Source organism: Pseudomonas neuropathica (genome assembly GCF_015461835.1).
GTDB lineage: Bacteria > Pseudomonadota > Gammaproteobacteria > Pseudomonadales > Pseudomonadaceae > Aquipseudomonas > Aquipseudomonas neuropathica.
Genome location: NZ_JACOPX010000019.1, coordinates 46248 through 59039 on the forward strand (window position 1 = coordinate 46248; position 12792 = coordinate 59039).

General features: G+C 59.8%; 12 protein-coding genes. 3 read left to right on the plus strand and 9 right to left on the minus strand.

The features are described from left to right. Nucleotides 1-7: 7 nt before the first annotated feature. The 3 genes from H8F23_RS24670 to H8F23_RS24680 form a co-directional block, all read right to left on the minus strand. Nucleotides 8-979: a thymidylate synthase gene (locus H8F23_RS24670; RefSeq protein ID WP_034153704.1), complete on the minus strand. Its 972-nt coding sequence runs from the start codon at nucleotides 977-979 to the stop codon at nucleotides 8-10. 50 nt (nucleotides 980-1029) lie between these two features. Beyond that, nucleotides 1030-1845 (minus strand): prolipoprotein diacylglyceryl transferase, encoded by an 816-nt coding sequence (gene lgt, locus H8F23_RS24675; protein ID WP_007913003.1) that lies wholly within the window; start codon nucleotides 1843-1845, stop codon nucleotides 1030-1032. A gap of 79 nt (nucleotides 1846-1924) precedes the next feature. Next, nucleotides 1925-2707 carry a sulfite exporter TauE/SafE family protein gene (locus H8F23_RS24680; RefSeq protein WP_016983201.1) on the minus strand — a complete coding sequence of 261 codons (783 nt, stop codon included), beginning with the start codon at nucleotides 2705-2707 and terminating at the stop codon, nucleotides 1925-1927. Nucleotides 2708-2839: 132 nt separating this feature from the next. Here H8F23_RS24680 and H8F23_RS24685 point away from each other — a divergent pair, with 132 nt between their 5' ends. Beyond that, nucleotides 2840-3586, plus strand: a complete 747-nt coding sequence (locus tag H8F23_RS24685) for an NRDE family protein (protein WP_194936126.1) — start codon at nucleotides 2840-2842, stop codon at nucleotides 3584-3586. Nucleotides 3587-3994: 408 nt separating this feature from the next. Here H8F23_RS24685 and ptsP read toward each other — a convergent pair whose 3' ends face one another. Together ptsP and H8F23_RS24695 are read right to left on the minus strand one after the other, a co-directional pair. Then, nucleotides 3995-6274: a phosphoenolpyruvate--protein phosphotransferase gene (ptsP, locus tag H8F23_RS24690; RefSeq protein WP_194936127.1), complete on the minus strand. Its 2280-nt coding sequence runs from the start codon at nucleotides 6272-6274 to the stop codon at nucleotides 3995-3997. A gap of 22 nt (nucleotides 6275-6296) precedes the next feature. Continuing rightward, entirely contained in the window at nucleotides 6297-6776 is a 480-nt protein-coding gene (locus tag H8F23_RS24695) for an RNA pyrophosphohydrolase (protein ID WP_003229203.1), read from the minus strand. 143 nt (nucleotides 6777-6919) lie between these two features. On the opposite strand from H8F23_RS24695, the gene H8F23_RS24700 reads away from it, so the two are divergent. Next, a complete protein-coding gene (locus H8F23_RS24700) occupies nucleotides 6920-7576 on the plus strand; it encodes a histidinol-phosphatase (RefSeq protein WP_194936128.1) in 657 nt (218 codons plus the stop codon). Nucleotides 7577-7681: 105 nt separating this feature from the next. Here the strand turns inward: H8F23_RS24700 and H8F23_RS24705 are convergent, their stop codons facing one another. Both H8F23_RS24705 and ilvA read right to left on the minus strand, forming a co-directional pair. Further along, nucleotides 7682-8095, minus strand: coding sequence for a DUF2269 family protein (locus H8F23_RS24705; RefSeq protein ID WP_194936129.1), 414 nt, complete (start codon nucleotides 8093-8095; stop codon nucleotides 7682-7684). 40 nt (nucleotides 8096-8135) lie between these two features. Next, nucleotides 8136-9650 (minus strand): threonine ammonia-lyase, biosynthetic, encoded by a 1515-nt coding sequence (gene ilvA, locus H8F23_RS24710; RefSeq protein WP_041072159.1) that lies wholly within the window; start codon nucleotides 9648-9650, stop codon nucleotides 8136-8138. Between the two features lie 148 nt (nucleotides 9651-9798). Here ilvA and rpiA point away from each other — a divergent pair, with 148 nt between their 5' ends. Then, nucleotides 9799-10473: a ribose-5-phosphate isomerase RpiA gene (gene rpiA / locus H8F23_RS24715; protein ID WP_007913886.1), complete on the plus strand. Its 675-nt coding sequence runs from the start codon at nucleotides 9799-9801 to the stop codon at nucleotides 10471-10473. Between the two features lie 114 nt (nucleotides 10474-10587). Here the strand turns inward: rpiA and H8F23_RS24720 are convergent, their stop codons facing one another. Together H8F23_RS24720 and H8F23_RS24725 are read right to left on the minus strand one after the other, a co-directional pair. Next, on the minus strand, nucleotides 10588-11505 hold the full coding sequence (locus H8F23_RS24720) for an SdiA-regulated domain-containing protein (protein WP_194936130.1): 918 nt from the start codon (nucleotides 11503-11505) through the stop codon (nucleotides 10588-10590). A 193-nt stretch (nucleotides 11506-11698) separates the two neighbouring features. Continuing rightward, complete coding sequence (locus tag H8F23_RS24725) at nucleotides 11699-12622, minus strand: SdiA-regulated domain-containing protein (protein ID WP_194936131.1); 924 nt, start codon at nucleotides 12620-12622, stop codon at nucleotides 11699-11701. Nucleotides 12623-12792 lie beyond the last annotated feature (170 nt).

Below are 12792 nucleotides of genomic sequence, written 5' to 3' on the forward strand. Positions count from 1 at the left end.
CTACTTGTCAGACCGCCATCGGCGCGGTCATTGGCGCGTGGTGTTCATAGCCTTCCAGCGAGAAATCGCTCGGCTCGACCAGCTCCAGCCACTCCGGCTGATAAACACCGGTCTTGGCAAACTCGGGCACACGATCCGAGATCTTCAGCTTAGGCATGGCGAACGGCTCGCGCTTGAGCTGTTCGTTGAGCATGTCCAGGTGGTTCTCGTAGACGTGCGCATCACCGATGAAATAGGTGAACCAGCGCGGCGTGTAGCCGGTCAGGCGACCGATCAGGCTCAGCAACGCAGCGCCTTCGGTGAGGTTGAACGGCGTGCCCAGACCCAGGTCATTGGAGCGGATATACAGGGTCAGGGAGATCTCTTTGGTCTCGACGTTCGGGTGGAACTGGTACAGCAGATGGCACGGCGGCAGGGCCATTTCATCCAGCTGCGCGACGTTCCAGCCGTGGAACAGAATACGGCGGCTGCCTGGATCGTTGATGATCGTGTCGACGCACTGGCGCACCTGATCAATGGCTTTGTACAGCACCACGTAGGCCTGGCCGTCTTCTTCGCCCTGAGCGATCTGCTTGTAGCCGTTGCTCAAGGTTTGTTCGATGGCAGCGGTGTTGCTCAGCGGGATCTGCTTGTACGCCGGCCATTTGCGCCATTGCACACCGTAGATTTCGCCGAGGTCGTCGTCGCCCTGACGGAACGGGTTGGCCAGCCACTGCGCGTTTTCGTTGGCGTTCTGGTCCCAGACCTTGCAGCCCAGCGCCCGGAATTCAGCGGCGTTGTTCACGCCACGCAAAAATCCGCACATCTCGCCGATGGCCGATTTGAAGGCCATTTTGCGCGTGGTGATCGCCGGAAAACCTTCCTGCAGATCGAAACGCAGCATCGCACCCGGGAAGCTGATGGTGTTGATACCGGTGCGGTTGGCCTGTTTGGTGCCGTTCTGAATGACGTGCGAGACCAGTTCGAGATATTGCTTCATGAGTTACCTGTGTCCTTTGAGCCCCGGCGTCGCGCGCCGGGGTTCGTAGTTTAAGCCGTCGGTGCGAGCGGTGCTGCCGGCGCGCGACGATAGGCCAGCCAGATCAGGAACAACCCGCCGACGATCATCGGCACGCAGAGCACCTGGCCCATGGTCAGCCAGTTCCAGGCCAGATAGCCCAGTTGCGCATCCGGGACGCGGACGAACTCGACGATGAACCGGAAGATGCCGTAGAACAGTGCGAACATGCCGGAAACGGCCATGGTCGGACGCGGTTTGCGCGAGAAAATCCACAGGATCAGGAACAGCGCCACGCCTTCAAGCGCGAACTGATACAGCTGCGACGGGTGGCGCGGCAGTTGCGCCGGATCGCTGAACGGCGGGAAAACCATCGCCCATGGCACGTCGGTGGCTTTACCCCACAACTCGGCGTTGATGAAGTTACCGATGCGCCCAGCGCCCAGGCCGATCGGCACCATTGGTGCGACGAAGTCCATCAGCTGAAAGAACGACTTGCCGTTACGCTTACCGAACCACAGGGCCGCGAGCATCACACCGATGAACCCGCCGTGGAACGACATGCCGCCCTTCCACACTTCGAAAATCAGCGTCGGGTTGGCCAGGTAGGCACTCAGATCGTAGAACAGCACGTAACCCAGACGGCCGCCGACGATCACGCCCATCGACATCCAGAAGACCATGTCGGAGAGTTTCTCCTTGGTCCAGGTCGGGTCGAAACGGTTGAGCCGGCGCGACGCCAGCAGCCACGCACCGCCAATGCCGATCAGGTACATCAGACCGTACCAGTGGATTTTCAGCGGACCGATGGCCAAGGCCACCGGGTCGATCTGCGGGTAAGGCAGCATTGCGACTCCTCGTTAGAGTTGAAACCAAAATTCCCGGGCGACGCTGCCACCTCAGGATTAAGCCAGGATTGCGACGCGGTTAAAGCAGGAAGCTCAGACCCACGCTGAACAGCAAAGCGGCGAACAGCCGTTTCAGCAAGCGCGGCGACAATCTGTGCGCCAATCGCGCGCCGATGCGGGCGAAAACCATGCTGGTCAGGGCGATGCCCAACAACGCCGGCAAATACACAAAACCGAGACTATGCGGTGGCAACAACGGATCGTGCCACCCCAGAATCATGAAACTTAATGCACTGACCAGGGCGATCGGCAGGCCGCAGGCCGACGAGGTCGCCACGGCTTGCTGCATCGGCACGCTGCGCCAGGTCAGGAACGGCACGGTCAGCGAACCGCCGCCCACGCCAAAAATCGCCGAGGCCCAACCGATCACACTGCCGGCCACGGTCAGACCGAGTTTACCCGGCACCGTTCGGCTGGCCTTGGGTTTGATGTCCAGCGCCAGTTGCACCGAGATGATCAAGGCAAACACGCCGATGATCTTTTGCAGGTGCGGCCCGGAAATCGCTTCCGCAGTCAGCGCGCCGAAACCTGCACCGAGCAGAATGCCGACGGCCATCCACATGAAGATCGGCCAGCGCACTGCACCTCGACGGTGATGCTCACGCACGGCGTTGACCGAGGTGAAGATGATCGTCGCCAGCGACGTCCCGACCGCCAGATGCGTAAGAATCGACTGATCAAAGCCCTGCAAGGTGAAACTGAACACCAGCACCGGCACGATGATGATCCCGCCGCCAACCCCGAACAGCCCGGCCAGCACGCCCGCACAGGCGCCCAGCGCCAGATAGAGCAGAAATTCCATGACCGTCTCCCCAGACCGCATCCGCAAAACCGGAGCAGCATGGTAACGGATGCACACCCTTTGGCTCCACTGGCGATGGATGCACGGACGCCGGATGCGTAGAGTGAGCAAAAAACACACAAGGACCACCTTATGTGCCTGATTGTTTTCGCCTGGCGCCCGGGCCATGCCCAGCCGCTGATCGTCGCGGCCAACCGCGACGAGTTCTACGCCCGGCCGAGCCTGCCACTGACGCAGTGGCCGGAGGCGCCGCATGTGCATGCCGGACGTGATCTTGAGGCCGGCGGGAGTTGGCTGGGGATTGGCGCCAACGGGCGCTTTGCCGCGCTGACCAATATTCGCGATCCGCATCAACCGCCAGCGCGCAAGTCGCGCGGTGAGCTGGTGGCGCGGTTTCTGACCGGCGATGCGTCGATTGATGATTATTTGAGCGATGTGGTCGGGCGTTCGGCGGAATATGCCGGGTTTAATCTGTTGCTCGGCAATAGTCATGAGCTGTGGCATTTCAATGCGCGGATGTCGGAGCCGGTGATGCTGGAGCCGGGGATTTATGGATTATCCAATGCCGGGCTGGATACGCCGTGGCCGAAGTTGCTCAAGGCCAAGGCAGCTTTGAGTGCGGTACTGGAGGATCCGCAGCCACAGCACTTGCTCGATTTGCTAAGCGATGCCCAGACCGCGCCGGATGTGGAATTGCCGGATACCGGGGTGGGTCTGGCGACGGAGTCATTGTTGTCGAGTGTGTTTATTGCCAGCCAGAGTTACGGGACGCGGGCGAGTACGGCGTTGATCGTGAAGGCGAATGGGTCGCGGCGGATGGTCGAGCGGAGTTTCGGGCCGTATGGCGGGCATTTGGGTGAGGTGGAGATAACAGCTTAAAAAGCTACCCTCACCCCAGCCCTCTCCCAAAGGGAGAGGGAGCCGACCGAGGTGTCTTAAGCCGTACATCGACCTGAAAGACCGAGTTGATTATGGATTCGGCAGCACCTTCAGTCGCTGTGAGACGAATACGGCTTCAACCCAGCACCTTCGTCGGTGTGGGTCGATTATGGATTCAACACAGCACTTTCAGGTCGGTGCGCTTCGATTATGGATTCAGCACAGCACTATCAGGTCGGTGCGCTTCGATTATGGATTCAGCACAGCACTATCAGGTCGGTGCGCTTCGATTATGGATTCAGCACAGCACTTTCAGGTCGGCGGAGTTTTGCAGCATCCCCCAATCAGTCCCCTCTCCCTTTGGGAGAGGGATAGGCGGGCGGCGTTCCGATGAGGGGCTTTTGATCTTTAGACGGCCTTGATAACCGCCGGCGGATGCATCTTCGACAACCCAAGGTTCTTCAGCGCCAATTGCAGCGAACTGTGGATAACTTGCGGGTTGTCGATAGTCATCAGCTCCGCCAGCAATTCCTGAGCCTTGCTCAGATTGACCTGACGCAGCATCCACTTCACCTTCGGCAAGTTGGTGGCGTTCATCGACAGGCTGTCGAAGCCCATCGCCATCAACAGCACTGCCGCCGCCGGATCACCGGCCATCTCGCCGCAGATACTCACCGGTTTGCCTTCGGCATGGGCATCGCGCACCACGGTTTGCAGGGCTTGCAGCACCGCCGGATGCAGGTAGTCGTAGAGATCGGCCACACGCGGGTTGTTACGATCGACCGCCAGCAAATACTGGGTCAAGTCGTTGGAACCGACGGACAGGAAGTCGACCATCCGCGCCAGCTCCTTGGTCTGGTACACCGCTGCCGGGATCTCGATCATCACGCCGATCGGCGGCATCGGCACGTCGGTGCCTTCGTCGCGCACTTCGCCCCAGGCCCGGTGGATCAGGTGCAGGGCTTCTTCGAGTTCGTGGGTGCCGGAGATCATCGGCAGCAGAATCCGCAGATTGTTCAGGCCTTCGCTGGCCTTGAGCATCGCGCGGGTCTGCACCAGGAAGATTTCCGGGTGGTCGAGAGTGACACGAATGCCGCGCCAGCCGAGGAACGGGTTATCTTCCTTGATCGGGAAGTACGACAGCGACTTGTCACCGCCGATGTCGAGGCTGCGCATGGTCACCGGTTGCGGGTGGAACGCGGCGAGCTGCTCGCGGTAGATCGCCAGTTGCTCCTTCTCGCTCGGGAAGCGCTGGTTGATCATGAACGGCACTTCGGTGCGGTACAGGCCGACACCTTCGGCGCCACGCTTCTGCGCCCGCGCCACATCGGCGAGCAAACCGGTGTTGACCCACAGCGGCATGCGGTGGCCATCGAGGGTCACGCACGGCAGGTCACGCAGGGTGTCGAGGCCCAGCGCCAGTTGTTTCTCTTCTTCGACGACTTCAGCGAACTGCTTGCGCAGCACTTCGCTCGGGTTGGTGTAGACCTCGCCGCGTGTGCCGTCGACGATCATTTCGATGCCGTCGACCTTGGCGTACGGCAGATCGACCAGACCCATCACCGTCGGAATGCCCATGGCCCGGGCCAGGATCGCGACGTGGGAGTTACCCGAACCGAGTACCGAGACCAGACCGACCAGCGTGCCTTCCGGCACCTCGCCGAGCATCGCCGGCGTCAGTTCTTCGCTGACCAGAATGGTTTTTTCCGGGTAGACCAGGTTCTGCTGGCGCTCTTCCTGCAAATAGGCGAGCAGACGGCGACCAAGGTCTTTGACGTCCGACGCACGCTCACGCAGGTAGGCGTCGTCCATCAGTTCGAAACGGTTGACGTGTTCCGTGACCACCTGACGCAGCGCGCCCTGCGCCCACTGGCCAGTCTTGATCACGGTGGTGATTTCGCTGCCCAGCGAGGCATCGTCGAGCATCATCAGGTAGACGTCGAACAGTGCGCGCTCTTCCGGGCGCAGTTGGGTCGCGAGTTTGGCGGACAATGCGCGCATGTCGGCGCGCACGCCTTCGATGGCGGTCTTGAACAGCGCCAGTTCAGCGTCGATGTCGGTGATGGTCTTGTCGGGCACCACGTCGAGATCGGCCGGCGGCAGCATGACCACCGCGGTACCGACCGCCGCACCCGGCGAGCCCGGCACGCCGACGAACTTGGCTTCCTGAATGCCTTTGCCCTGACGGCCCAGACCACGGATCGAACCGGTGGCCTCGGCATGGGCGATAACGCCTGCAAGCTGTGCGCTCATGGTCACGAGGAAGGCTTCTTCACCCTCGTCGAACTGGCGGCGTTCTTTTTGCTGGATGACCAACACGCCGACGACGCGGCGGTGGTGAATGATCGGTGCACCGAGGAACGAGGCATAACGCTCTTCACCGGTTTCGGCGAAGTAGCGGTAGCGCGGGTGATCCGCAGCGTTTTCGAGGTTCAGGGGTTCTTCACGCGTGCCGACCAGACCGACCAGACCTTCGTTGGGCGCCATGCTGACCTTGCCGATCGAGCGCTTGTTCAAGCCCTCGGTGGCCATCAGGACGAAGCGGTTGGTCTCGGGATCAAGCAGGTAGACCGAGCAGACCTGGCTGCCCATGGCCTCTTTGACGCGCAACACAATAATCCCCAACGCCGCCTTGAGATCCTTGGCGGAGTTAACTTCCTGGACGATCTTGCGCAGCGTATTGAGCATGGCTCGGGGTCGAACTCCGTCGTCAGTCGCGCGCTAAAAGGCGCGGGGCAAGCTCTTTGAGGGCGCGGCGATACACCTCGCGCTTGAATGTCACCACCTGGCCCAACGGATACCAATAGCTGACCCAGCGCCAGCCATCGAACTCCGGTTTACCGGTCAAATCCATCCGCACCCGCTGCTCGTTGGAGATCAGGCGCAGGAGAAACCATTTCTGTTTCTGGCCGATGCACAGCGGTTGGCTGTGCGTACGCACCAGACGTTGCGGCAAACGATAGCGCAACCAGCCCCGGGTACAGGCCAGTATTTCAACATCTTCACGTTCCAGGCCAACTTCTTCGTTCAGCTCGCGGTACAAGGCGTCTTCCGGCGTCTCTTCAGGGTTGATTCCCCCTTGCGGAAACTGCCAGGCATCTTGATTGATACGGCGAGCCCATAGCACCTGGCCGGCGTCATTCGTCAGAATGATCCCGACATTGGGGCGGAAACCATCGGGGTCGATCACGGCAACAACCTCGCAAACGCATGTCGCCGCATTGTTCCACAAAGGTTGATAAGGCGGCAACGAGGCTTCCTACCTTATGTGCACTCTTGTGAAAAGACCGTATTCTTGTCGCCTTTTTACTGACTTTTCAGCGGGTAACTGCAATGCGCCTGGCTCTATTCGATTTGGACAACACCCTTCTGGGCGGCGACAGCGATCACGCCTGGGGCGACTATCTGTGTGAACGCGGCTTCCTCGACCCGATTGCGTACAAGGCGCGCAACGACGAGTTCTATCAGGATTACCTGGCCGGCCAACTGGATAACGCCGCGTACCTGAACTTCTGCCTGGAGATCCTCGGTCGCACCGAAATGGCCGTGCTTGAGCAATGGCACAACGATTACATGCGCGACTGCATCGAACCGATCGTGCTGCCGAAGGCACTGGACCTGCTGAAAAAACATCGTGATGCCGGCGACAAACTGGTGATCATCACCGCGACCAACCGCTTCGTGACCGCACCGATTGCCGTGCGCCTGGGCGTTGAAACCCTGATCGCCACCGAATGCGAGATGGTTGATGGCCGCTACAGCGGGCGCAGCACTGATATTCCGTGCTTCCGCGAAGGCAAGGTGACACGCCTGAATCGTTGGCTGGAAGAGACTGGTTATTCGCTGGACGACAGTTATTTCTATAGCGATTCGATGAATGATTTGCCGTTGCTGGAGCAGGTGGCGAATCCGGTCGCGGTGGATCCGGATCCGAATCTGCGTGCTGAAGCCGAGAAGCGTGGCTGGCCGGTTATTACTCTGCGCGACTGATTATGCCTTCGCGAGCAGGCTCGCTCCCACATTGGATCTGTGTCGTTCACAAATCCCCTGTAGGAGCGAGCCTGCTCGCGAATGAGGTCGACACGGCCTCAAGCCTTAAACAGGCTTGGCACCCATCAATGCCGCAATGGCAAGAAAGCCGACGCCGCTGACAATCGCCAGCGCCAACGTGAATTTCCAGTTACCAACCCCGCTAGTCCACAGCCGATTAAGCCGCACCAACAACCACACTGCACTCAACGTGGCCACGGCATAAATCACGCTGGACCCCAAAATCCACAACTGCCCCAATGGCCAGCCAATCAGATGCACCAACCACCAGCCGGTGAAGGGCATGCTGAACATGCCGATCAGCATCAAACACCAGATAAACAGCCAGGGACGCTGCATCGTGCTCGCCGGCCCTTCGCTGCGATTACGCCAGGTCAGGGCGGCAAGCCCCAGCCCGCTCGCGAGTATGACCACGGTCGCCGCGACGTGAAGGACTTTCAGGGTGGTCAGGGTTTCCATGTATTTCTCTTCCTTGGGCCATGCCCATCAGCGTAGCCGCTCAGCCAAGAAACAGCTGATAGGCCGGGTTCTCGCTTTCGTCCCAGTACGGGTAGCCGATTTCCTCAAGCGCTGCAGGCACCAGATGACGCTCATCGTGCGGGACTTGCAGACCGGCGACCACGCGACCATCGGCAGCGCCGTGGTTGCGGTAGTGGAACATCGAGATGTTCCAGCGCCCACCGAGCTTATTGAGGAAATTGAACAGCGCGCCCGGACGCTCCGGGAACTCGAAGCGGAACACCACTTCATCAATCACGTGCGCCGCGTGGCCACCGACCATGTGGCGGATGTGCAGCTTGGCCAGTTCGTTGTCGGTCAGGTCGAGTACCGGGAAACCCTGCTCGGTCAGGCTCGCCAGCAATGCACTGCGCGGGTCGTTTTCCGGGTGGGTCTGCACGCCAACGAAAATGTGCGCTTCGCTGCCGGTGTTGTAGCGGTAGTTGAATTCGGTGATCTGGCGCTTGCCGATCGCTTCGCAGAACGCCTTGAAGCTGCCGGCCTTCTCGGGGATGGTCACGGCGATTATCGCCTCGCGCCCTTCACCCAGTTCGGCGCGCTCGGCGACGTGGCGCAGGCGGTCGAAGTTGACGTTGGCGCCGGAGTCGATGGCCACAAAGGTCTGGCCGCTGACGCCGCGCAACTCGACGTATTTCTTGATCCCGGCCACGCCCAATGCGCCGGCAGGTTCGGTGATCGAGCGGGTATCGTCGTAGATATCCTTGATAGCCGCACATATCTCGTCAGTGCTGACGGTGATCACTTCATCGACGTAGTCTTTGCAGATGTCGAAGGTGTGCTGGCCGATCTGCGCCACCGCCACGCCGTCGGCAAAGATGCCCACGGTCGGCAATACGACGCGCTCACCGGCAGCCATTGCCGCTTGCAGGCAGTTGGAGTCGTCCGGCTCGACACCGATGACTTTGATGTCCGGGCGCAGGTATTTCACGTAGGCAGCGATGCCGGCGATCAGGCCGCCGCCGCCGACCGGAACGAAAATCGCGTCCAGTGGCTGTGGGTGCTGGCGCAGAATTTCCATCGCCACGGTGCCCTGCCCGGCAATGGTGTGCGGATCATCGTACGGGTGAATGTAGACGTAGCCTTTTTCATCGACCAGTTTCAGCGAATAAGCCAGCGCTTCCGGGAACGAATCCCCGTGCAGCACTACTTTGCCGCCACGCGAGCGCACGCCTTCGACTTTGATCTCGGGGGTGGTCTTGGGCATGACGATGGTGGCTTTGACGCCCAGCACTTTCGCCGCCAGGGCCAGACCTTGCGCATGGTTGCCCGCCGACGCGGTGACCACGCCACGGGCGCGCTCTTCGTCAGTCAGCTGGGTGAGTTTGTTGTAGGCGCCGCGAATCTTGAACGAGAACACCGGCTGCAAGTCTTCACGCTTGAGCCAGATGTCATTGCCCAGCCGCTCGGAGAGCTGGCGAGCGTTCTGCAAAGGGGTTTCTACGGCAACGTCATAAACGCGCGAGGTGAGGATCTTCTTGACGTACTGTTCGAGCATCGGAAAGCATCACTGAGCGGGTTGGGCAGGGCCAAGGAGTCTAACCCGGCTTTTGCCCGGACGACCACACGAATCCAGAGGTTTTAGCCTCGCTTGCGGCTATAATGCCGGCCTTTCCGTTCTCACCTTGCCCGCTTCCGGAGCCCGCATGACCCAGGATCAACTCAAACAGGCAGTGGCTCAGGCCGCCGTCGACTTCATCCTTCCGAAACTCGACGACAAGAGCATCGTCGGGGTCGGCACCGGCTCCACCGCCAACTGCTTCATCGACGCCCTGGCCCAGCATAAGGGCGCCTTCGATGGCGCCGTGGCCAGTTCCGAAGCTACCGCCGCGCGCCTCAAGGGCCACGGGATTCCGGTGTATGAGCTGAACACCGTCAGCGACCTGGAGTTCTACGTCGACGGCGCCGATGAAAGCGACGCGCACCTGAACCTGATCAAGGGCGGCGGCGCAGCGCTGACCCGCGAGAAGATCGTTGCCGCTGTGGCCAAGACCTTCATCTGCATCGCCGACGCCAGCAAACTGGTGCCGGTGCTGGGCGAGTTCCCGCTGCCGGTCGAAGTGATCCCGATGGCCCGCAGCCACGTCGCCCGCCAACTGGTGAAACTGGGCGGCGACCCGGTTTACCGCGAAGGCGTTTTGACCGACAACGGCAACATCATTCTCGATGTGTTCAACCTGCAGATCACCAACCCGGTGGAGCTGGAAGCGCAGATCAATGCGATCGTCGGCGTGGTCACCAACGGCTTGTTCGCGGCGCGTCCGGCGGATCTGTTGCTGCTGGGTACTAGCGAAGGCGTGAAAACCCTGAAGGCTGAGTAATCCCCCTGTAGGAGTGAGCCTGCTCGCGATAGCGGTCTGTCAGTTGCTATTGTTGTCGACTGACACACCGCTATCGCGAGCAGGCTCACTCCTACAATGGTTTTGGGGTGTTGGTTAGGGCTGTGCAGGTTTTTTGAAGACGTAAAACAGGTTCGGCTCGCTCACCAGATACAACGTTCCGTCATCATCCATCGCAATGCCTTCCGCCTGCGGCACGGTTTTCTTCAAACCCTGTCGGCCGCCACTGATGGACATGGTGCTCAACGGCCGCCCGCCGACATCCAGCTCCAGAATCAGCCGCGACTCATCCGACAGCGCCAGCAAATGCCCGCTGCGCTCGTCGTATTGCAAACTCGACAGATCGCGCACAAACATCCCGGCGTCACGCTTGGGGTCGTTGATCACATGCACCGCGTAAGACTTCTCCGGATTGAAGTGCGGAAAACCGTGCACTTCGTAGATAAGCATTGGATTACGTTCTTTCGCGACAAACAGGCGCTTGCCCACGGAGTCATACGCCAGGCCTTCAAAACCTTTGTTGCTGGCCATATGCACGCCGAGGGTCATCTGCTCGGCGTCCGCCGCGTCGAGGAATGTGGTGCCTGCCTCCAAGTGAATCTTGATCAACCGCTGTTGGCGCTCGTCGGTGATCACGTAGGTGTCGGCGCTGATGTACTCGACGGCTTCCGGGTCGCCAAAACCAACCAGTGCGATGCGGCGCAAGATCTTGCCTTCGAGCGACAGTTCGACCAGTTCGGAATTCTTGTTGGTCACGGTGAACAGGCTTTTGCGCACCGGATCGAAGGTGAGCGCCGAAACATCGTCGTCCAGCCCGTCAATCACTCGCGCTTCAATCTCGACGCGATACTGGTCCAACGCAATGGATTCACTGCTCAGCGGCTGCCATAACGTGTGCAGATTGAACCAGGCGCGTTCGAACAGGCGCATGTATTGGCCGATCGCAATCAACGCGATCAGGGCAATCACCGACAGGAAGATAATCAGAGGCTTGGGGCGGGCAAGTCGACGCATGTGGATGGCTCGGGATCAAAACAGGCGGATGAAATACCACGCCCGTCTGAACTGAAGCTTAATGGCCACTTGCCTCAAACCACAAGACAACCCGTGTAGGAGCTGCCGCAGGCTGCGATCTTTTGATCTTGCTGTTCATAAGATCAAGAGATCGCAGCCTTCGGCAGCTCCTACATTGAATCGGTAAAGGTTGCTATTTCTGTTTCTCGAAGCGATAGAACAGGTTTGGCTCGCTGACCATGTACAGCGTACCCGCTTCGTCCATGGTCACGCCTTCGGCGCGCGGGATGGTGTTTTTCAATCCGTTGAAGCCGCCAAGCAGGGTCATGAAGCTGACCTGCTCGCCCTTCTCGTCCAATTCCAGCAGCAGGTGCGAATCAGCGGACAGCACCAGTGTGTGCTGAGTGCGCGGGTCAATCGCCAAGGCCGAGAGGTTGCGAATATCCAGTTCATCACTGGCAAGTTTCTGCTTGTCGCCCTTGAGGGTCTGGCTGCCATCGCTTTTCCAGGTGAACAGCGCTGGTGGCCGTTCCTCGCCCAGCAACAGTTGCTGATTGCGAGCGTCCCAAGTGATGGCTTCGAAGGCTTTGTTCTGGTCTTTCGACGGTCCGAGGTCGTATTTCGGGAAGTCGGCGATATTCAGCTCGCGAGTATCGGCATCGACTTTGACGATCGACAGCATGTGCTGACGCTCGTCGACGATGGCCATCAAGCCGTTTTCCATCATCGTCAGGCCTTCCGGATTGCTCCAGCCCACCAGCGGCATTTTGCGCAGTACATCGCCCTGTAACGTCAGTTCAGCGAGAAACGGGTTCTTGCCCATCACCGAGAACAGCGTTTTGGTCTGCGGGTTGTAAGCCAGATCCGAAGCCTCGTCCTTCTCCATACCCTTCAGCGGTTTGGCATCGATGACCACCCGATAGTCCGGCAGCCAGATGCTTTCCTTTTGCTCGGCCTGGCTTTCAAAGCGCTCCTGCAGCCAAAGCACACCGCGATCATCCCAATGCATGGCAAACGCCAAGGCATATGCCGCGGCAAGCACCAGCAACAGCCAGACATACCAGCGCAGGGCGAAACGTGAACGGCGGGTGGGTTTGAGCTGAGTTTGAGATGACATCGAGGGACGCTTTCCGAAAATTCAGGCTATGGGTAATAGCACAAAGAGGCCGGCTCAGACGCCAGAATGAGAGGAATTATCCGTACAGGATGTGAAAAAAACGGCAAATGGCGGGATTGTCGTGTGTTGTCAGCGATCTCCAGGGCACCACAAAACAATGTGGGAGCGAG